This is a genomic window from Maridesulfovibrio bastinii DSM 16055 (genome assembly GCF_000429985.1).
GTDB classification, from domain to species: Bacteria; Desulfobacterota; Desulfovibrionia; order Desulfovibrionales; family Desulfovibrionaceae; genus Maridesulfovibrio; species Maridesulfovibrio bastinii.
Genome location: NZ_AUCX01000020.1, coordinates 26,041 through 46,066 on the forward strand (window position 1 = coordinate 26,041; position 20,026 = coordinate 46,066).

At 46.0% G+C, this 20,026-nt stretch carries 19 protein-coding genes; 6 read left to right on the plus strand and 13 right to left on the minus strand.

The window, feature by feature from the left end:
* Positions 1-9 precede the first annotated feature (9 nt).
* From hydF to G496_RS0111035, 5 genes are all read right to left on the minus strand, one after another.
* Entirely contained in the window at positions 10-1,212 is a 1,203-nt protein-coding gene (hydF, locus tag G496_RS0111015) for a [FeFe] hydrogenase H-cluster maturation GTPase HydF (protein ID WP_027179341.1), read from the minus strand.
* Positions 1,185-2,660 carry an aspartate ammonia-lyase gene (locus G496_RS0111020; protein ID WP_027179342.1) on the minus strand — a complete coding sequence of 492 codons (1,476 nt, stop codon included), beginning with the start codon at positions 2,658-2,660 and terminating at the stop codon, positions 1,185-1,187. Before G496_RS0111020 ends, hydF begins: the two co-directional genes overlap by 28 nt.
* Positions 2,661-2,662: 2 nt before the next feature.
* Positions 2,663-2,905, minus strand: coding sequence for a TM1266 family iron-only hydrogenase system putative regulator (locus tag G496_RS0111025; protein ID WP_027179343.1), 243 nt, complete (start codon positions 2,903-2,905; stop codon positions 2,663-2,665).
* Positions 2,906-3,156: 251 nt separating this feature from the next.
* The gene (locus G496_RS0111030) at positions 3,157-3,498 is read right to left on the minus strand and encodes an iron hydrogenase small subunit (protein WP_027179344.1); all 342 of its coding nucleotides are present in this window, start codon (positions 3,496-3,498) and stop codon (positions 3,157-3,159) included.
* Between the two features lie 14 nt (positions 3,499-3,512).
* Positions 3,513-4,772 carry a [FeFe] hydrogenase, group A gene (locus tag G496_RS0111035; protein WP_245577904.1) on the minus strand — a complete coding sequence of 420 codons (1,260 nt, stop codon included), beginning with the start codon at positions 4,770-4,772 and terminating at the stop codon, positions 3,513-3,515.
* A 732-nt stretch (positions 4,773-5,504) separates the two neighbouring features.
* Here G496_RS0111035 and G496_RS0111045 point away from each other — a divergent pair.
* Positions 5,505-6,581: a 2,3-butanediol dehydrogenase gene (locus G496_RS0111045; RefSeq protein ID WP_027179346.1), complete on the plus strand. Its 1,077-nt coding sequence runs from the start codon at positions 5,505-5,507 to the stop codon at positions 6,579-6,581.
* 190 nt (positions 6,582-6,771) lie between these two features.
* On the plus strand, positions 6,772-7,578 hold the full coding sequence (locus G496_RS0111050; protein WP_034633061.1) for an MBL fold metallo-hydrolase: 807 nt from the start codon (positions 6,772-6,774) through the stop codon (positions 7,576-7,578).
* On the opposite strand, the gene lipA is transcribed toward G496_RS0111050, so the two are convergent.
* A complete protein-coding gene (lipA, locus tag G496_RS0111055) occupies positions 7,567-8,445 on the minus strand; it encodes a lipoyl synthase (RefSeq protein WP_027179348.1) in 879 nt (292 codons plus the stop codon). The two genes, G496_RS0111050 and lipA, sit on opposite strands and share 12 nt — an antisense overlap.
* A 1-nt stretch (position 8,446) precedes the next feature.
* Positions 8,447-9,145 (minus strand): lipoyl(octanoyl) transferase LipB, encoded by a 699-nt coding sequence (gene lipB, locus G496_RS19455; RefSeq protein ID WP_051294987.1) that lies wholly within the window; start codon positions 9,143-9,145, stop codon positions 8,447-8,449.
* Positions 9,146-9,451: 306 nt separating this feature from the next.
* Between lipB and G496_RS0111065 the strand changes: the two genes are divergently transcribed.
* Positions 9,452-9,778: a carboxymuconolactone decarboxylase family protein gene (locus G496_RS0111065; protein WP_027179349.1), complete on the plus strand. Its 327-nt coding sequence runs from the start codon at positions 9,452-9,454 to the stop codon at positions 9,776-9,778.
* Between the two features lie 106 nt (positions 9,779-9,884).
* Entirely contained in the window at positions 9,885-10,274 is a 390-nt protein-coding gene (locus G496_RS0111075) for a PaaI family thioesterase (protein ID WP_027179350.1), read from the plus strand.
* 79 nt (positions 10,275-10,353) lie between these two features.
* On the opposite strand, the gene G496_RS0111080 is transcribed toward G496_RS0111075, so the two are convergent.
* From G496_RS0111080 to G496_RS0111105, 6 genes are all read right to left on the minus strand, one after another.
* Positions 10,354-10,659, minus strand: a complete 306-nt coding sequence (locus G496_RS0111080) for a DUF6506 family protein (protein ID WP_027179351.1) — start codon at positions 10,657-10,659, stop codon at positions 10,354-10,356.
* Between the two features lie 20 nt (positions 10,660-10,679).
* Entirely contained in the window at positions 10,680-11,666 is a 987-nt protein-coding gene (locus tag G496_RS0111085; RefSeq protein ID WP_027179352.1) for an NAD(+)/NADH kinase, read from the minus strand.
* Between the two features lie 61 nt (positions 11,667-11,727).
* Entirely contained in the window at positions 11,728-12,699 is a 972-nt protein-coding gene (locus G496_RS0111090) for an alpha-ketoacid dehydrogenase subunit beta (RefSeq protein WP_027179353.1), read from the minus strand.
* A gap of 51 nt (positions 12,700-12,750) precedes the next feature.
* Complete coding sequence (locus G496_RS0111095) at positions 12,751-13,710, minus strand: thiamine pyrophosphate-dependent dehydrogenase E1 component subunit alpha (RefSeq protein WP_027179354.1); 960 nt, start codon at positions 13,708-13,710, stop codon at positions 12,751-12,753.
* A gap of 58 nt (positions 13,711-13,768) precedes the next feature.
* On the minus strand, positions 13,769-14,161 hold the full coding sequence (locus G496_RS0111100) for a Lin0512 family protein (protein ID WP_027179355.1): 393 nt from the start codon (positions 14,159-14,161) through the stop codon (positions 13,769-13,771).
* A gap of 7 nt (positions 14,162-14,168) precedes the next feature.
* Positions 14,169-15,512 (minus strand): dihydrolipoamide acetyltransferase family protein, encoded by a 1,344-nt coding sequence (locus tag G496_RS0111105; RefSeq protein ID WP_027179356.1) that lies wholly within the window; start codon positions 15,510-15,512, stop codon positions 14,169-14,171.
* 320 nt (positions 15,513-15,832) lie between these two features.
* Between G496_RS0111105 and G496_RS0111110 the strand changes: the two genes are divergently transcribed.
* Positions 15,833-17,899 carry a sigma-54-dependent Fis family transcriptional regulator gene (locus tag G496_RS0111110; RefSeq protein ID WP_027179357.1) on the plus strand — a complete coding sequence of 689 codons (2,067 nt, stop codon included), beginning with the start codon at positions 15,833-15,835 and terminating at the stop codon, positions 17,897-17,899.
* A gap of 346 nt (positions 17,900-18,245) precedes the next feature.
* Positions 18,246-19,985 carry a sigma-54-dependent Fis family transcriptional regulator gene (locus G496_RS0111115; RefSeq protein WP_027179358.1) on the plus strand — a complete coding sequence of 580 codons (1,740 nt, stop codon included), beginning with the start codon at positions 18,246-18,248 and terminating at the stop codon, positions 19,983-19,985.
* Positions 19,986-20,026 lie beyond the last annotated feature (41 nt).

Sequence of the window (20,026 nt, forward strand, 5' to 3'; positions counted from 1 at the left end):
GCCTTTTTTTCATAATGAAAACGGTTTGATAACCCTTTCAAGCAGTCCCTGTACTTTTGAGATACATACCCCGTAATTTGTGACAGGTACATTTCTGCGTTTGCATTCTCTTATTCTGCGCAAAACCTCATGGCGGTTGGTCATGCAGCCGCCACAGTGCACAGCCAGTGAATATTTTTCCAGATCATCAGGAAAATCATGACCGGCATAGAAGTCGAAATTCAGTTCTCTACCAGTATATTGCTTGATCCAGCGTGGTATCTTGACCCTGCCGATATCATCAGCCACTGGATGATGTGAACATGATTCACACATAAGAACACTGTCGCCGTCCTTGAGTTTGTCTATTTGTTCAGCTCCTGAAACAAGCTCAAAGATGTCACCCTTGTAACGGGCAAAAAGTGTGGAAAAAGTTGTCAGCGGAATCTCTTCCGGCACATCGCCAGCTACACTCAGGACAACCTGCGAGTCCGTAATAACCAATGCGGGGGGAGTGCGCATATTGCCAAGAACAGCTTCAAGCTCACGTTCTTTGACGACAATTCCTGACGCATCCCTGTCCAGTATTTCCCTCAAGACCTGTACCTGGGGCAGGATGAGCCGGCCTTTGGGAGCTGCAAGATCGATGGGGACAACGCAGACAACCTGATCTCCTTCATCAAAAAGGTCTCCGGCAAGAACAGGTTCCTCTTTCATCTCCTGCGGAGCGGCATTCATTACCGCATCTTTAAGTTCCTTTATCCCTGAAGAATCAGCAGCAGAGACCTTTATTGTCGGTATGCCTTTTTCAGAGAAAAAGTTTATATCCGCACTTGCTGGAGTTGAAAGGTCGCTTTTATTGAATGCTGCAACAATTTTGAGATCAAGCCCGAGCATTTTGTCTATAAGCTCGCGCTCATATTCGGAAACCCCACTTTCATCGATTACGGCTATGGCAACGTCCGTGCGCATAAGAACTTTTTTGGTAGCTGATATGCGGAGCTGGCCAAGGTCACCTTCGTCATCCAGACCTGCGGTATCATAGAATGTAACCGGGCCAAAGGGCAGAAGCTCATACTGCTTTAGAACCGGGTCTGTTGTTGTGCCGGGAGTGGATGAAGCTATGGCTACGTTTTGCCCGACAATTGAATTAATCAATGAAGATTTGCCTACATTCCGCCGTCCTACCAGAGTAATTACCAGCCTTACTCCCCGTGGTGCACTGTCTGACATTTTATCTCCTGTTCCGGGCTGTCAGGGCTGCCCGGTTTCTTAAATGTGTATTCTCCGTTCACAAATCCCATGCGGCACAGCGATGAAGGCTCAAGCATTTTATTAAGAGTACTGGAGTCGGCAATTTCTTTGCGGATAAGCAGTTGCTTGAAAGTTATCCCTTCTTCAACCGCTTCATGGAGCAACTGTTCAACATTGGCGTAGCCGAGATATGGAACTAAAAGTGTTGCCAGACCTCTGCTTTTTTCAGCTTCAGCACGGCAGTGGTCTTTGTTGGCTGTTATCCCGCTACAATAACTGCTGAAAGATGTTGTCGCCCTGTTCAGAAGGCGTAAAGATTCAAGAAGTGTTTGAGTCAGCAGGGGCATAAGATGGTTTAAATCAAGCTGACCTGATGCTGCACTGAAAGAGAAAATGTGATCATTGCCCATTATCCGCAAAGCGACCTGTGAGACTGCTTCCGGCATAACCGGATTGATCTTGCCGGCCATTATACTGGACCCGGCCTGAACAGGTGGCAGGTTCAGCTCTCCTAACCCGGTGGCAGGTCCGCTGCCCATCAGCCGTAAATCGGAGGATATTTTATAGAGATTTACGGCATAAGTTTTCAGCATTCCGAAAACCTCTACATAGCGGTCCATATTCTGGGTTGCATCGATCATGTTTTCAGCTCTGGAAACAGGGAGTCCTGTAATATTCTTGAGCATCGATGCGGCCTGTAGGATATAATCTCTCGGGGCTCCCACTCCTGTTCCCAGAACGGTGCCTCCAAGATTTATCCTTTTAATGCGTTCACGGCTTTTGAAAATTCTCCAGCGGTCACGGGAAAAAGCTTCGGCAAAAGTTGAAAAACTCATCCCCATGGTCATGGGAACAGCGTCCATCAATTCTGTACGCCCAGATTTTATAACATCCCTTAATTCAGCTTCTTTTTTCTGGAATACTTCCTGAAGTCCGGCAACTGAGTCTTCGAGTGTTTTTAAAAGGCGCAGTGAAGCTACTGTCAACGCTGTAGGGAAAACATCATTTGTGGACTGATGCATGTTTACGTCATGCAGAGGGTGTATCAGGCTGTAATCTCCAGCTTTTCCGCCTGAAAGCTGAATTGATCTGTTGGCTATGACCTCGTTGGCATTCATATTGGTCGAGGTCCCTGCGCCACCTTGATAGGGATCGACTATAAACTGGTCGTGCCATCTGCCGCTGGATATTTCTTTACAGCTCTGTTCAATAACTTTGAATTTTTCAGGGTCTAAATATCCAAGCTTGAAATTTGTTGCAGCGCAGGCCAGCTTTACATCGGATATTGCTGAAATGAATTCCGGAAACAGTTTTTGCCCGGAAAAATTGAATGCTCTTGCGCTTCGCAGTGAGTGTATTCCATATAAAGCGTTTTCAGGGACTTCCAGTGAGCCTAGAGCATCTTGTTCAAGACGAAATTCTTCCATGATCAGACCATAAGAGATTTAACCCGGACACCTTTGATCATGCCGAGTTTCCCTGTCAGAGCACCAAGTTCATCAGTTGTAGCTTCCACAATAAGGCCGATGACATTGATCCCTTTGTCTTTATATGGCAGGCCGATTCTACCGACGATAAGCTCACCGAATTTACCCAGCATTTCATTGACCTTTGGAGCTGCCTGAACTCGTTCATGAATGATAACACCTACAATTCCTATTCTTTTCTCCATCTTATTCCCCGAATTAAAAGATAGCAGGATTAGATAAAAACTTGATAACTCTATATGTTGCGAGGAATTCAGCTTGTCATAACAGGTGTTACAAATCAATAAAATTTATTACTAATAAATAACTTATGAAAAAAATGTGGCAAATAAAAGCTGGGATAGCAAGGTAATTTTTTGATTCTAAAAGCAGAGGATTAAAGGCCCTTGGGTCAGCAAAAAACCTTGCCGCAGGCTTAAGGTGGGTTGGTTGAAAATTAAATTTTCAATTTGAAGCCATTCTCTTTTAAAGCGGAAACACGGGCGCTACGATCAGTGTAGTCCGTATGCAGAAGACGGTGGGACATGTGTCCGCAAGGACCCTCATGTAAAAAACCATGTTTTTTGTCATAGAGTTTTTTAATCATGGGATTGTCTTGAGACTTGCGGATTTTATATATTTTAGCGTCAGCATGATATACCTGAGCCTGACGCAGTCCGACAAATTCCATTGCTGCGGCAACAGCTTCTTTGGTCATATTTGCAGTAAGAACCGCATATCCGGCCATAACACCACAGGCTTTGATAAAGCCTCGTCTGTTTATTTTACCGATACTCATTATATCCTCCCTGCCTATGCCTGAGGCCGTCTGGCGCGGAAACGACGATTGATTCTGGCAACAGTGCTTTTAAAGAGAGAAGCCAGCACGTCAGGATCAAGCGGTTGTCCTCCGCCGTTTACACAGCCACCGGGACAGGCCATGATTTCAATGAAGTGGTATGGTGATTTACCGCTTTTCACTTCTTCGCAAAGTTTATTGGCATTAGCGAGACCGCTTGCCACCGCAACTTTGACTGTGCCGAAACCGGGTACTTTGACATCTGCGGAGTTGATGCCTTCGTGGGTGCGGACAACTTTGATATCCGGGTTATCTAATTTTTTGCCGGATAAAACTTCGTATGCCAGTCGCAGGGCTGCTTCCATAACACCGCCGCTGGTACCGAAAATGGTTGCTGCTCCGGTTGACTCTCCAAGAACCGGATCAGGATCTTCGCCTTTGAGAGAGTTGAAGTTGATTCCGGCTTTTTTAATCATGTAGGCCAGCTCACGGGTGTTGATAGTGGCATCAATATCCCTGTAGCCGCTGTCGGCCATTTCTTCGCGCATTCCCTCGTATTTCTTGGCGATGCACGGCATAATGGAGACAGTGTACATTTTTTTGGCCGGAGTGCCTGTTTCGTGGGCTCCATAGGTTTTTGCCAGTGATCCCAGCATACCGATAGGAGATTTACAGGTTGAGACGTGGGGAAGAAGTTCCGGGTGGAATGTTTCCACGAATTTCATCCATCCGGGACAACAGGAAGTAAACTGCGGTAGAGGAAGAGTTCCCTTCTTGCCAGCATTTTTTACCCTGTTGATAAGTTCTGTTCCTTCTTCCATGATGGTTACATCGGCTGAGAATTCGTTGTCCCAGATGTAATCAAAGCCCAGCTGCCGTAATGCGGCGTGCATCTGCGGGCCGACATAAGTTCCGGTAGGCTTGCCGAAACATTCACCCAGACCGTATCTGACTGCCGGTGCCGGCATTGAAACGACCACGGTATCAGGGTCACGCAGTTTTTCAAAAACTTCATCTACAAATGAAACGCCTTCGTATATTGCTCCATAGGGGCAATTTACAAGACACTGACCGCAATTCATGCAGGCTGAAGTATCTACGACCTGATGTATTCCGTCTTCATTGATAGACTGAATTGCACCGGTAGCGCATACTTCTTCACATGTACCGCACGCCTCACATTTGGTGGCATCAACCTGAACAAAAAAGACATTGTCCGGGTTGACCCCGTCCGGGGCGTTGGTCTGATACATAACATCTTCAATCTTTCGCATGCTACCCTCCTTCTCCGGGGTGATTAAAGATAAGTCGACCGGGACCACTTCCGGAGCCGACTTAGGTGTGCATCCTGACATAAGGTATCCTCCTTAATATGTGTCTGAATAATTAGTCACATATATTTTAAAAGAATAACACTAATGTATGATTATTTGAAAAATATTAATATTGTCAAGCCGGGGTTATTCTTTATCTGCTTTAATAAACTATTGATTTTGTAGAAAGTATTCTGGGATGGTTTTCCATTGCAGGAAAAATAAAATTTTATTTCATAAGTGTAGCTGGTAATGTCTAATAAATTGAATCCAAGTGTGCCTTATGTATCAGTCATGCATATAGTAAGGTCTGTGCCGGACAGCTTAAGGAACTCGGATTTTGAGTCTGCATAATTTAATTTTATTCCGGTAATGTTCAGGCCGGACAATGCTCTCTGAGCGGGAAAAAATATTTACTGTTCTGAAAACGGTCACTCCATCTGCAGGTGTTCTGATTCAGGACATGAAGCCTGACAATTGCTTTTAAGATGACACCTTCGTTCAAACCACTTCCTTTTGCAGAAAATTTTCATAACATCCTGATATTAAGAATTCATTACCTCTGAAGTTTTGTTCAGTGCGGTTTTTCTGACTTTGGGTGGCATAAGTGGTGCAATTCGTTTTGTGTGTTCAAGGTCTCGTTAACGGCTATCTGGAATGATCCATAATATGATAACCCGAAAAGAGGTTCTTATGAGTGAAACAATGCGAGCTGCGGTTTGGCATGGTCAAAAAGATGTTAGAGTGGAAACTGTTCCCGTGCCACCATTTCCCGAACCCGGCTGGGTTAAGGTCAAGGTTGACTGGTGTGGCATTTGCGGGTCCGACCTGCATGAATATATTGCCGGTCCTATTTTTATCCCCACTGAGGCCCCTCATCCTTTGACAGGTAAGCAGGGCAGTCTGATTCTGGGGCATGAATTCACCGGAACTATTGTAGAGGTCGGTGAAGGTGTAACCAATGTCAGTGTAGGTGATTTTGTCGCCCCGGACGCCTGCCAGCATTGCGGAGAATGTGTGACCTGCCGGGAAGGTCGTTACAATGTCTGCGAAAAACTGGCTTTTACCGGCTTACATAATGATGGCGCATTTGCAAAATACGTCAATATACCCGCAGAACTCTGCTTTGTATTGCCTGAGGGAATTTCGCCTGAAGAGGGCGCATTGATAGAACCTCTGGCAACCGGTTTTAAGGCTGTGCGTGAAGCCGGATCAATCCTCGGCGAAAATGTGGTGATAATCGGTGCCGGAACTATCGGTCTGGGAACACTGATGGCGGCCAAGGCTGCCGGAGCCGGAAAAATAATAATGCTGGAGATGTCATCTGTCCGTACAGCCAAGGCTAAAGAATGCGGAGCGGATGTTGTAATAAATCCGAGCGAAGTTGATGCCGTGGCTGAAATAAAAGCCATGACCAATGGTTCCGGTGCGGATGTCTCGTTTGAATGCGTGGGTAATAAATTTACCGGTCCGCTTGCAGTGGATGTATTGAGAAATGCCGGAAGAGCTGTGATTGTCGGAATTTTTGAGGAACCCAGCTCTTTTAATTTTTTCAGTCTGAGCGGAACCGACAAAAAAGTAATCGGAACTCTGGCCTATACTTTGAGGGATTTTCAGGGTGTGTCTGCTTTACTGGCCACAGGACAGCTGAAAGCAGGGCCTATGATCACCGGGCGTATAGAGCTTGAGGATATTGTTGAAAAAGGTTTTCTGGAGCTGATCAACAATAAGGATGAAAACATAAAAATTATTGTCAGGCCGGAAGAATAATTAATATTAAATATGAATTGAAATACTGGACAGATTCTGTCTCTTATGAATTATGGACGGTGTACCTATAAAGCCTTTGTATTACCTGCCAATTTAACTATGGTATGATTCTTCCGGATGATTACGGGGGAGAGCCTCTTGGTTCTTCCCCCTTATTCTTTTAGGACTCAGAGATATTAAACTGAAAGTTATGGATAATGACTTCATAGAAATACAGCTTGTAGCAAATGCCGGAGTTCTGGTCCGCTATCAGGGACGCGGGATGCTTGTGGACGGCATACACCATGAAGACGGCCATCCGTTCAATCAGGTTCCGCTGATGGATCTACACCTTATGAAGACCGGATCACCGCCATATAATAATCTGGATTATTTATTTTTTACCCATGAACATCCTGATCATTTCACGGTGGAATATGTGATGGAGCATATAAAGCAAAGGGCGGCAAAAGCTTTGTTTCTACCTGATGAAGCCGGAGGGTCACCAAATTTGTCGTCCCTACTGCGTGAGGCCGGCTTGCGTGGAATACCCTGCACAACTCTTGGGCTTGAGCCTGGGGAATCAAGAATTTTTACAGTTGAAAAATGGCTTAAAGTGACCGTTGTCGGCACCCGTCACATGGGACCGCAATATCAGGACGTGCGTAATGACTGCTTCATGCTTTCACTCGGTGGCAGAAATATTCTTTTCACCGGGGACGCCGACCATCATCCCGGATATTTTGAAAATGCTCTTGAAGGATTAAAACCGGATACAGTTTTTGTGAACCCGATTTTTTATCATAATGCTGAGGGCCGTAAAATTATCAATAATATTTTAAAGCCGGAAACAGTTGTCATTTATCACCTGCCGTCTTTAGAAAATGATCCTCTCAACCTGAACTATACAGTTGCCCGGGCTGTTAAAAAATATTCCAACGCGCAGCAGCAGACTATTGTTTTCAACACTGAGAAACAAAAACTGCGCCTGCCTGTGCTGAATCCTTTATCGGCATAATCCGCATTCAGAACTTAAGCGGGCAAAGCTTTCTCCGGCATGGTACGAACTGCGTACCAGCGGTCCGGAAACAACCTGATAAAATCCAAGTTCAGTTCCAATTTCAGAAAGCTCGTTAAACTGGTCGGGATGAACATATTCGATAACCGGATGATGATTCGGCGAGGGTGCAAGGTATTGTCCGATTGTCAGTGTATTGCATCCGAATTCAAGCAGATCTTTCATAACCTGAACAACCTCATCCTTGGTTTCCCCCAGTCCGAGCATTAAACCTGATTTTGTTGTGATTGACTGTCTTGTGCTCAGCCGGGAAACATTACGCAGCAGTTGTAAAGACTGTTGATATTTGGCGGATGGACGGACTGTCGGGTACAGGCGCGGAATAGTTTCCACATTATGATTAATTACTTCAGGATTGGCGTCTATAACCTGTTGTAGAGCTGCTTCATTGCCCTTGAAGTCCGGGATAAGCACTTCAACTGTAACGTCTGGCGTTTCACGTTTGATAGCTTTTATTGTCTCGGCGAAATGTCCAGCTCCACCATCCGGAAGATCATCACGGGTTACAGAGGTCACCACCACATGGCGCAATCCCAGCTGTTTTGCTGTTAAAGCAAGTTTTTCAGGTTCATCCGGGTCCGGCAGGCCCGGTTTTCCGTGTGTCACGGCGCAAAAGGCGCAATTACGCGTGCAGATGTCACCCAGAATCATGAAGGTGCAGGTTTTGTTGGCAAAACATTCACCTATGTTCGGACATTGCGCACTCTCACAGACAGAGTGAAGGTGTCCTTTTCCCAGAAGATCGCGAATATTGTCCATGTGTTGTGCATTGGGTGCCGGAAGAACAAGCCATTCTGGTTTTTGCATTTTATTCCTCTCCTGTGAGTTGTTCCAAGGTGGTGCTTTGCAGCTCCATATTGAAGATCCGGCTGAACTGATTACACATTTCAGTCCGGACGGTTTTAATATCAATGGGACCTGATTTGATTTCAGACATGGAAGTTACCCCGTACGAAGTGATTCCGCAGGGGATTATGAAGGAAAAATGGCGCAGATCAGGAAAGACATTAAGTGATATCCCGTGCATGGTTATCCATTTACGCACAGCTATGCCCATTGCACCTATTTTGCGGTCTTCGACCCATACTCCCGGATATTCCGGTTTGCGTCCGGCAGTTATTTCAAACGCAGCCAGAGTGCGGATCATAACTTCTTCCATTTTACGGGCATAGGCATGCAGATCCCGGTTTTCGTCGAGCGATAGAATGGGATAACAGACAAGCTGTCCGGGACCGTGGTAGGTTATATCTCCGCCTCTTGATGTTTCATGGACCGTGATGCCGTGCTGATTCAGAATGCTGTCATCCACAAGTATATGCTCACGGCTCCCACTGCGCCCGATGGTAAAACACGGGGTATGTTCGAGCATGATAACCACATCGGGAATCATTTTTTTCAGTCTTCTTTCGTGAAGAAGTTCCTGCAGGCGGAAGATTTCCATGTAATTTTCAATGGAAAGGTCAAGCAGTAATCCTGCATGCTGTTGGTTTTTGTTAGCTGTCGGCATAAAATTTTTTGAGCAACATATATGCCACCTTGGAAAGCCGGATAAGCACTACCGTAAACCTGCTTAGAAAAGACTGAAACAGGCTGTAGCGGCTGCAATGCTGCTAAAATGCATAATCTGAAATTCTTACTTAAAACCTGTCCTGTTTTCGATCATTGTTCATCTTTGGAACATCTTATGAACGTTATTTCAGCGAGTTATGGTTTAGTTTTCAGCTAAAAACACTGGTATAAGAGCTAAAAGGATATGAGGCATACTCTTTGCTTAACATGCTGTATCTCAATATTTAACACAGGAGAAAAAACAATGGATGCAGCAGAAAAAGCAGCGAACACTTTGGCTAAAATGACTCAGAAGGCTGGAGACGTATTTCCTAAATATCTTGCCTTTACTAAAGAAATATCCGAATTCGGACCTATTGATCATAAAACACAGGAACTCATACATGTGGCCTGTTCAATGATGTCTCAGTGCGAAATGTGCATCTCCCTCCATATTCAGGGCGCCGCAAGTCATGGTGCCAGCAAGGAGGAAATCATGCAGGCGGCTATGCTGGCTATTTCAATGGGAGGCTCTCCCAAGGTTATGTACATGCACTATGTTTTTGATGAACTCGAAGATCTGTTCGATTAGTGTGTGCCGGTAATTATTTTGTGCCGGCGGGAAAGTTTTTTTCCGCCGGCAACCTGCCATACCGGTGATGCTGTTGCACAGCCTTTAAAAGAAAAAAGAGGATTTGATGGAAATAAAAACCCATGATCAGATTGATCGTTCTTTGTGCGGCAACCCCGTTGTGGTGGAAGAAGGCAGAAGTGAAGTAAAGCTGGAATGTCTTCAGAGTATGGCCGCTGATGCCAGTGGACTGGTTCACGGTGGTTTTATATTCGGGCTTGCTGATTATGCCGCTATGCTTGCTGTAAACCATCCTAATGTTGTGCTTGGCGGAGCGGAAACCCGTTTTTTAAAACCGTCAGTAGTCGGTGATGTGCTGCTGGCAAAAGCTGAATGCCTGCCCTCAGAAGGGCGCAAACATTGCGTCAAAGTGGAAGTTTTCTGCGGAGAAGATATGGTTTTCAGCGGGGCTTTTACCTGTTTTGTGACCAAAGAACATGTCCTTGCAGGCAAATAGCAATAGCAGAATATAGTAGTAAAAAAGTGCAGAATCACCTTATATTAGGGCTTGATCCTGCACTTTTTATGAAAATCAGCTAGAAAAGTTTATCACCGCTGACATTGCCCAGTCCGGGATGAATATCAAACCGGACAACACCCACAGGCACGTCCACAGCTGCCGCAATCTTTGCTGTTCCGGCTGTTCCGAATCCTCCGCAAAGTTCAATCGCCTTTATTCCTTCTTTTTCAACAAGGTCTTTGGCCAGTTGTTCCGCCTGAGCATAGCTGCTTACAGATATGGCGAGCAGATCCACAGCCCCTGTACGCACCCAGCTTTTATGCTCTTCGGGATTGCCGTCAGGTGATATGAAAATAAATGCCGCTTTAAGTACTTCACTCATAATTGCTCCAATTCTGGTGGTTACGGTTGATGGAAAAGTCCTTCTTCTCTGGCTGCATTCATAGTTCTTTCTATATTGATAACCCTCGGGCCTTCGGTATTCAACCTTATTCCGGCACATGAACCACGATGAATTTCAACTTCTCTTTCACCGTCAACGGCAATGATACCGGGGGAGACGTTAATGGGAAAAAATTGTCCCGGTGTCATTTCGTGGATTTCTTTTATAGGAACCTCAGCAAACATTCCCGGTGCTATTGCTGCTGTAACTGTTGAAGAAGCCGGACTTCCCAGAGTCAGTGCCATTGCGCGCGGTTCTTCCGGGAGAATCTCAGATATCTGTCCACCTACAGCTGAAAGACCGATAGAGCAGGCGCTACAGCGCGTGAGAAACAGCTGCGGTATTTTTTCCATTTTCCAGACAGCTTTTGAGGCCAGAAAAATATCATCATACACCGCAGCATCCACCAGGGCGATGTCAACCACGGCATCATCAATCAAAATATCAAACATGCATGATTTAAAGCAGCATTTTGAGAGAGGCAGTTTCCCGCATGCCACCAGACCTGCCGCAAGCCCGGCTATGGTTGCTTCAGCCATATATGGAAAAACATTGTTCGTTCCGGTGGACAGTGGCAGAACAGGGACAGCCACAGTTCCTTTGCAGGCGACTCTGCTTGTACCGTCTCCGCCTAAGATTATCAGACTTTTTGCCCCCAATGTCTCCATTATGCCTGCCGCGACCATGGTATCGGTCTGATTGTTTTTGACGGGCATTTCTATGGGTTCTATCGGAATGGATGGTGAGATTGAATTGAGGGCGCGGGGAACAATCTGATATGAATCAGGCATGTATAGTATTTTCGTAACCCCGGAACGTTCAAGACCTATAATCAGTCTGCGGACCATTCGGACCTTTTCCTGATTATCAAAAATACTGCCGTGTGCCACCAGACGTCTTATATCTTTGCCGGAAGCCGGATTTGCGATAATTGCTGCAATGCTCAATATTCTGCCCCGTGAAATTTAAAGGGAGAACAGCCGTGAGAACTGCCCTCCCTTCAGGTGATTAGCGAATGCTCTTTACTGCTTCAACGATATCTTCAACTCCGGGAACATAATGCTGTTCCAGGGGAGGAGAGAAGGGTACCGGGCAGAACGGAGCCCCGACACGCTTTACAGGAGCATCCAGATATTCGAGAGCCTCCTCAGCGACAAATGCAGCTATTTCTGCTCCGGGGCCGGCGAAACGAACCGCTTCATGAGCAACAACAAGTGCATGTGTCTTTTTGACGGATTCGAGGATGGTTTCGGTATCAAGCGGCAGTACACAGCGCGGGTCGACCACTTCTGCTTCAATGCCGTCTGCTTTAAGTTTTTCAGCTGCGGCAAGAGCTGTGTAGACCATCTGTGATGTGGCTACGATTGTAACATCACTGCCTTCACGTTTGATGTCTGCTTTGCCGATTTCAATGGTATAACTTTCATCCGGGACTTCCCCGCTGACACCGTAGAGCATTTTATGCTCAAGAAAAACCACCGGATTGTCATCGCGAATGGCACTGATGAGCAGTCCCTTGGCATCATAAGGGGTTGAAGGAATGGCGACTTTCAATCCGGGAATATTCATAAACCATGATTCAAGGCATTGTGAATGCTGTGCAGCAGCGCCTATTCCGGCGCCCTGAGGCATGCGCAGAGTCATGGGAACAGTGGATTTGCCGCCGAACATGTAACGCATTTTGGCAGCCTGGTTGAACAGCTGGTCCATGGAAACTCCGATAAAGTCCACGAACATCAGTTCCGCCACAGGGCGCAGACCGCTGAAAGCCGCACCGGTTGCAGCACCGACTATTGCACTTTCGGTGATAGGTGTGTCTATTACACGTTCTTCCCCGAATTTATCAAAAAGGCCCTGAGTGACACCGAAGCAACCTCCGAACTGTCCCACGTCTTCGCCGAGAATGAACACATTCTCATCTTGCTCCATTTCCTGTCTCAAAGCTTCATTGAGTGCTTGAAGATATGTTTTTTCGGACATTATATTCTCCGTTGAATTTAGTATGAATTATTGAAAATTAACTGGATTGCCTTAGGCGTAAACGTCATCCATAAGCGCACTGACAGGCGGCAGTGGACTTTCCTTGGCAAAGGCAACAGCATCATCAATTTCTTCGGAAATACGAGCTTTGATTTTTTCGACTTCTTTTTCTGTAAGAGTCTTGTTTTCCAGAAGTTTTGCTTCAAAGCGCGGGATAGGATCTTTCTCCATCCAGTCCTTTAATTCCTGATCACAACGATAGGTGCAGGCATCCCCTTCAAAATGCCCGCGCCAGCGGTATGTTTTGCACTCAACAAGTGAGGGGCCTTCGCCGTTGCGAGCCCTCTTAACTGCTTCTGCAATAGCTTCCTGAACAGCAAGAACATCGTTGCCGTCTACTACTACGCCGGGCATATCGTATGCGGCTGCACGGTCGGCAATATCAACAACTGCCATGGATTTGCACTGCGGGCAGGATATTCCATATCCGTTGTTTTCGTTGACGAATACTAAAGGCAGTTTCCATGCACTGGCCATGTTCAGGGATTCCTGAGTTGTTCCCTGATTGGATGCTCCGTCGCCGAAAAAGCAGAGAGTCACGTTATCGGAATGTTTGTATTTGGAAGCCAGAGCTGCGCCGACGGCAAGAGGTCCACCGCCACCTACGATTCCGTTTGCTCCGAGTATACCGAGGTTAAGATCGGCGATATGCATCGAACCGCCTTTTCCTTTGCAGTATCCGGTCTGCCTTCCGAAGATTTCAGCCATCATGAGCTTAACATCTCCGCCTTTGGCAAGGAGGTGTCCGTGACCGCGGTGGGTACTGGAAATCATATCGGCATCGGTGAGCACTGAACAGGCTCCGGTGGCGACAGCTTCTTCCCCGAGGTAAAGGTGTACGAAGCCGGGAATTTCGCCTGCGGCGAAAAGTTCCTGCAGCTTCAGCTCAAACATCCTGATCCTGTTCATGGTTTCGTACATTTGAGTCAATGTCTTCTTGCTGAGAGCCATTGTTGTTTACTCCTCTGGATTGTTCAGCCCGGTAATGATTAATACGGGCCTGTTTTTCCTATGCTTCTTCTATTTCAGCCCCGTCCTTTTCCATCCCGATGGAGACGGTCAGAGCGGCGCATGCGATGACAATATTGCTTACCCCCGGGGCAAAGCAGGGAACTTCTATTCCCGGTACGCTCATCCCGCCTTTGGTCACATTAAGTGATGCTTCACCTATTGGAATGACAGCGAGGACAGCTTCATGGTCAACTTCTTCCGGTACAGGCACGGCAATTTCCGCGTGGACAAAAACATCCTGAAAGCGGTCCCTGCCGCATATTTCAACAATGCCGCATAAACATATTCTTGATACCGCATCACGGACTGCTCTTATGGCGGCTTTGGTCATATCCTCGCCGTGCAGGTCGGCTGCGTATCCAAGTTCTATGGCAAACCGTTTTCGGGACATATCAATCCTACATTATCATCAGGCCGGGATTCTCAAGCATGTCTCCAAGCTCGCGCAGGAAGGCCATTGCCGGAGCTCCATCCGTAGCCATGTGGTTGAAGGTCAGGGAAAGGGTCATCATTGATCTGATCTGGATTTCGCCATCTTTAACAGCCGGCTTTTCAATAACTCTGCCAACGCCCAGAATTCCGGTTTCCGGTGGATTAAGGATCGGTGTGAAGCCATCCATTCCGAGCATGCTGACGTTGCTTATTGTGAACGTACCGCCGGATATCTCATCCATATCCAGTCCGCCGTTGCGGGCTCTTCCAGCTACATCACGAACTTTTGTTTTCAGTTCTTCCAGTGTGTAGGAATCAGCCATTTTTACGTTGGGAACTATCAATCCGTTTGGAAGAGCTACAGCTATTCCAAGGTTGACATAATTGTGCTGGTGAATGCCGTCATCCTGCGTTGTGGAGTTCATTATCGGATGGCGTTTTAAAGCGCAGCAGGTGGCGTAAGCGATGATGTCATTGTACGAGAGGCGGTATTCCTTATCGCGCTTGTTGCGTTCTCTAAGTGATGCGCGCAGGCGGACCATTTCCGTGACATCAAGTTCAACGAATACTGAGAGTTGTGCTGCACCGTTGAGGCTTGCCAGCATGTTGTCAGCGATGAGCTTGCGGACTCCGTCCATGGGGACGATGGTATCCTGTGCAACAGCTGCCGGCTGTGCTGCTGGCTGTTCAGCCACAGGATTCATGGCGCGCAGAATATCAGCTTTGGTGATTCGTCCGCCCTCACCGGTTCCGGTGACCTGAGCAAGATCAATTCCTTTTTTACGGGCGAATTCAATGGCTTTCTTGCTGGCGTTGATGCCTTCGAAAGAAGCATCCGCCGCAGCCTGAACATCCTTCATGGTTATGGAACCGTTACGACCTGTTCCGGTAACAGTTGAAAGGGATATGTTCAGTTCTTTTGCCAGCTTTCTGGCTGCTGGCATGGCTTTAATGAAGTCTCCTTCATCTTTTGTTGATTCTGTTGAGTCTGAAGTCTCCTTGGGGGAATCTTTCACCGCGTCGGCTTCACCGGAAGAAGCTTTTCCGGCTTCTGCCTTTGCCGGTGTCTCACCTTCAGCGGCAATGATTGCAAGAACAGCCTGAACTTCAGCCACTTCTCCTTCCGGCACGATGATCTGATAAAGGATACCACTGGCTGGAGATTCAACCGAGTTGGTTATTTTGTCGGTCTCGACTTCAAAGAGCGGCTCCCCGGCTTCAACCGGGTCTCCTTCACCTTTGAGCCAGCGGACAACTTTACCTTCTTTCATGGTTAAGCCCCATTTGGGCATTATCACTTCTTGAGCCATGACCGGTCCTCCTGATTTTAGTACTTAGTTGAAATCGGGAATAGCAATGGTGATGCCAAGAATATAAGTGTATAAATATCAATACCTTGTTTGGGAGTTATGGAGATTGGATATAAATGTGTGTTCTGTAGTTGAACAAACAGACCTGAGAGCTATAGCGAGTGTTTTAATTGGTGTAACAGTATGAAATTAAATACTTTTATTGCGTTACTAGTCCGTTTATGTGTTCGAATTATGAACACTTGACATGTGGAATGCCGTTGCGTCAGATAATAATTCAATTAACTACAATAAAAACTGCCTTGCCATGGAGACTGAGAATGCACTTACTTCTTAGAGACGGTGACGGCTTTGAAATTTGTACGACACCGGATGAACATATAGATATTCCAACATTTTCAATATGTTGTTCCGGTTCTCAACGAGGTCCGAAAGCGGATTATTCTAAATGGAAGGATTTTGTTGAAGGTCATAAAGTAGATCTTAGTTCAATTGATGAGAATATAGTCAGCTCATGGAACAGGTGCCGGGATATGGCGGTTGATCCTGCTCCGCGCAGTTGCTGGGACTTTATGCCCATGTCCCAGCTTGAGCCTTTTACTTCCACACTTGAAAAAATATGCAAAGATGTTGAAAGCACTGCTTACGAAGCGATCCGCAGTAAGGGGCTGCTGATGACTTTTACCAATGCCAAAGCTCGGGTGGCCCGCACCTGCGGCGATCTGGAAGTACTGCGTCAGGCTGACCGCCTTAATTTCGGTCCCGGTGCCAACTGGGCTGAAGAATGTGTGGGCACAAATGCTATAGGTACAGCTCTCAGTACCGGGCGGCCAATGCAGGTTTTCGGCGAAGAACATTTCTGCCAGAGCCACCACCTCTGGAATTGTACTGCCGCTCCGATTCTAGATCCTCATGGCCGTATCTGGGGTTGTTTTGATATCTCAGGGCCGACTTCTTCAGATCACAGCAAGAATATGGAATTGGTCCTACAGGCTACAAGAGCTCTTGAGCAGCGTTTAAGCAGTCTCTACTGCTCGGAGCTTGAGGGGCATCTCGGTTCACTTTTTTCCTCTATGTTCAATTCCGTAATGACCGGAGTAATTTCGCTGGACGCTTCCGGCAAAATTATCAGTGCCAGCAGTGCCGCCGAGACTCTCTTGGGCAGCCCGTGGGGAACTCTGCGCGGACAGCGCGCTCGTGATTATTTTGATTATGATGATTTTCTTGCCAAGACAAAACACTCCTCAATGAGCAAACCGATTGTCATGCGCTGTCTGGTTAATCCGGATTTATTTGTACGCGGGTTGACCATCTACAGCTCTACCGGAAGCCGGTTGGATACGGTTGTGACCATCTGCGAAAAACAGACCCACCACCAGTTTGCTGTATCCGATGAGCGGAATCAGTATAACAACCAGTCAACGGAAGAATCTCCTGAAGGGTTCGAACATATTCTGCACACCAGCAAATGCATGGGGCAGGTTATCCGGAAGGCCGCGAGAGCGGCTCGAACTCCGTCTACAGTACTGCTTTATGGAGAATCCGGTACAGGTAAGGAACTATTTGCCAGAGGTATCCATAAATCAGGTCCAAGGTCTGAAAAGCCTTTCATCGCCATGAACTGCGGAGCTTTTTCTGAGGAGCTGATTCAAAGTGAGCTTTTCGGGTATAACGCCGGGGCTTTTACCGGAGCTTTGAAACAGGGCCGTGCCGGTAGATTTCAACGGGCTGATAAAGGAGTTCTTTTTCTAGATGAGATTTCTGAAATGCCATTATCCCAGCAGGTCAATCTGCTCAGGGTGCTTGAAGAAAAGCAGGTTGTTCCGGTCGGAGGGACAACTCCACAGCCGGTTGATGTAAAAATAGTCGCCGCAACAAACAAAGATTTGTTTAAACTGGTCAAACAGGGACAGTTTCGTGAGGACCTGTATTATCGCCTAAATGTGGTTGGTATCGAACTGCCTCCACTCAGAGACAGAGGCGATGATGTGGTGCTGCTGGCTGAATTTCATCTAAAGCGCATGTGTGAAGATTTTGGTATAGAATGTGATGGAATGACTGAAGAGGTCCGTGATATTCTTATGCATTACGAATGGCCGGGAAACGTTCGGGAACTAGTTAATTGTATTGAATATGCCATAAACAACATGTCAGAATCATGGCTGGAGGCGAAGCATCTGCCTGAGTCTCTTGTTGATAAAACAAAAGATGCGCACACGCCTATTGCTCTTTTAAGCAGCGGTTTCACCCTCAAAGATATGGAAGCCAATACTATTCGTGAAGCTTTGGATTTTTATGACGGCAACATAAGCAAAACTGCAAAAGCTCTGGGAATAGGACGAAATACTCTCTATGCCAAAATGCAGCGGCACGGGATAGAGCTTTAGCGAAGCGACCTATATTGCACCTTCTTCGACAGAATCTGTCAGGAGTTTGAGTTACTTCTTATGGCGCAGAACTGTTCCAATATATAAGGACAGGGACTGCTTAATCTTCTTTTACGACTGCAACATCCTTTCCAGATTTAACTATCCGTATAATATGTCTTAATATTTTGAATCAGCGTATGTTTTGTTATATTAAATTAAACATTTTGAAAATATGTTCTGTTTCATGGAAAAATGTAAAACAATAGTGTGTACTGCTTTAATAAAAATTAGAGTTGGCATTGCTCTATTTGTTTTTTGCTTCAGACGTATTGTGTTTAATGAATTTAAAATATGAGAGATGTTTATGCGCATTGCTGAAATTATGCAGCATCCGGTTCATGTGTTGTCTGTGGATAAAAAACTACAGGACGCGGCAGAAATTTTTTACAGCAATAAAATTCATGGGGTCCATATTATAGGACGAAATGGCAAACCCGTTGGAATGTTCACATCTGAAGATTTAATCAAAGCTGCAGCTCAGGGCAGTTCTCTGGAAGATTCTATAGGCAAATATATGCGGGAGATGATCTGCACCGTAAATGCCGAAACACACTTGAATGAAATATGCTGGGATAATTCATCATACCTTGCTGTAAGTGATGGCGGTAGGATTGTTGGTGGCCTTGATGTTTCTTTTCTCACTAATCTCACCAATGAACTCAATGATATAATCGATATCTCTTTTGACGGGATATTCATAACCGACGAAAATGGACGGGTCATACTGGTTAACAAGGCTTATGAACGCATTACGGGAATAAGGGCTGCTGAAGTTCTTGGTCAGACAATGTCCGAACTTGTTGAAAAGGGTTTTTATGATGAGTCTGTCACTGTTCAGGTTATGGAATCCGGTAAAATCAAAACCATTGTGCAGAAATTGCGCACCGGCAAGACCATAGTTGTTACAGGTAATCCGCTTTTTGACAGCTCAGGGAAAATCAGCCGTGTGGTTACAAATGTAAGGGATGTTACCGAGCTTAGACAGCTTCAGCGTGAGTTAGAAAAAATTTCAGAGCTTAAAAGTCATTATAAGCAGGAGCTTGAGACCTTAAAGCGCAGTACCGGTGATAAAAAGATTATTATCAGATCAAAAAAGATGCGTGAGGTTTACGATCAGGCTATGCGCCTGTCCCGTGTTGATTCTACCGTGCTCATTTCAGGAGAGTCCGGGGTCGGAAAAGAAATTATGGCCGGGATAATTCACAAACACGGTCCCAGAAGGAAAAATCCGTTTATTAAAATCAGCTGCGCCGCAATACCGGAACATCTGCTGGAATCTGAACTTTTTGGTTACATGCCGGGAGCATTCACCGGAGCTTTGAGCAGTGGAAAGCCGGGCATGTTCGAGCTGGCTAACCATGGAACCCTTTTTCTGGATGAGATAGGCGAAATGCCTTTAGGACTGCAATCCAAGTTACTCCGGGTTTTACAGGAACAGTCCATAGTCCGGGTCGGCGGTGTCAGTTCCTTAAATGTTGATGTGCGGATCATCGCGGCCACCAATCGTGATCTTGAACTGATGGTCGCTAGAAAAGAGTTTAGAAATGATCTGTTTTATCGCCTCAATGTAGTCCCGCTGGTAATTCCGCCTTTACGGGAAAGAGAAGAGGCTATTATTGATTTTATTTACCATTTTCTTGGTAAGTATAACAGTAAATATGGCATGAACAGGCAGCTAGAACCGGGTGCTTTGGATTTTCTGGCATCCAGAGATTGGCCCGGTAATGTGAGGGAGCTTGAAAACGCCATAGAGCGGGTTGTGGTTATGGCTCATTCAGAAATTATAAGCCAAAACGAAGTAACACGAATATTATATAAATCTAACAAAGAAGATAATAAGTCTGATGATATTGATCGCAGTAAGAAAGATGGTGATTCGTTGTATTTAAAGAGAATAGTTGAACAGTCTGAGCGAAGGGCGATTATTAATGCACTATCTATCTATAAAAGTACAAGAAAATCAGCAAAAGCCTTAGGCGTAAATCAGTCTACTATAGTTAGAAAAGCAAAAAAATTGGGGATAAATCTCTCCGATGCACAATAGCATCATGCGATGCAATTATGCATCTATTGGTGCTTCATTCA

What these genes read in the sequence shown, in the direction of transcription:
- hydF (WP_027179341.1), bottom strand. Translation starts at nt 1,212, where the DNA reads ATGTCAGACAGTGCACCACGGGGAGTAAGGCTGGTAATTACTCTGGTA.
- G496_RS0111020 (WP_027179342.1), bottom strand. Translation starts at nt 2,660, where the DNA reads ATGGAAGAATTTCGTCTTGAACAAGATGCTCTAGGCTCACTGGAAGTC.
- G496_RS0111025 (WP_027179343.1), bottom strand. Translation starts at nt 2,905, where the DNA reads ATGGAGAAAAGAATAGGAATTGTAGGTGTTATCATTCATGAACGAGTT.
- G496_RS0111030 (WP_027179344.1), bottom strand. Translation starts at nt 3,498, where the DNA reads ATGAGTATCGGTAAAATAAACAGACGAGGCTTTATCAAAGCCTGTGGT.
- G496_RS0111035 (WP_245577904.1), bottom strand. Translation starts at nt 4,772, where the DNA reads ATGCGAAAGATTGAAGATGTTATGTATCAGACCAACGCCCCGGACGGG.
- G496_RS0111045 (WP_027179346.1), top strand. Translation starts at nt 5,505, where the DNA reads ATGAGTGAAACAATGCGAGCTGCGGTTTGGCATGGTCAAAAAGATGTT.
- G496_RS0111050 (WP_034633061.1), top strand. Translation starts at nt 6,772, where the DNA reads ATGGATAATGACTTCATAGAAATACAGCTTGTAGCAAATGCCGGAGTT.
- lipA (WP_027179348.1), bottom strand. Translation starts at nt 8,445, where the DNA reads ATGCAAAAACCAGAATGGCTTGTTCTTCCGGCACCCAATGCACAACAC.
- lipB (WP_051294987.1), bottom strand. Translation starts at nt 9,145, where the DNA reads ATGCCGACAGCTAACAAAAACCAACAGCATGCAGGATTACTGCTTGAC.
- G496_RS0111065 (WP_027179349.1), top strand. Translation starts at nt 9,452, where the DNA reads ATGGATGCAGCAGAAAAAGCAGCGAACACTTTGGCTAAAATGACTCAG.
- G496_RS0111075 (WP_027179350.1), top strand. Translation starts at nt 9,885, where the DNA reads ATGGAAATAAAAACCCATGATCAGATTGATCGTTCTTTGTGCGGCAAC.
- G496_RS0111080 (WP_027179351.1), bottom strand. Translation starts at nt 10,659, where the DNA reads ATGAGTGAAGTACTTAAAGCGGCATTTATTTTCATATCACCTGACGGC.
- G496_RS0111090 (WP_027179353.1), bottom strand. Translation starts at nt 12,699, where the DNA reads ATGTCCGAAAAAACATATCTTCAAGCACTCAATGAAGCTTTGAGACAG.
- G496_RS0111095 (WP_027179354.1), bottom strand. Translation starts at nt 13,710, where the DNA reads ATGGCTCTCAGCAAGAAGACATTGACTCAAATGTACGAAACCATGAAC.
- G496_RS0111100 (WP_027179355.1), bottom strand. Translation starts at nt 14,161, where the DNA reads ATGTCCCGAAAACGGTTTGCCATAGAACTTGGATACGCAGCCGACCTG.
- G496_RS0111105 (WP_027179356.1), bottom strand. Translation starts at nt 15,512, where the DNA reads ATGGCTCAAGAAGTGATAATGCCCAAATGGGGCTTAACCATGAAAGAA.
- G496_RS0111110 (WP_027179357.1), top strand. Translation starts at nt 15,833, where the DNA reads ATGCACTTACTTCTTAGAGACGGTGACGGCTTTGAAATTTGTACGACA.
- G496_RS0111115 (WP_027179358.1), top strand. Translation starts at nt 18,246, where the DNA reads ATGCGCATTGCTGAAATTATGCAGCATCCGGTTCATGTGTTGTCTGTG.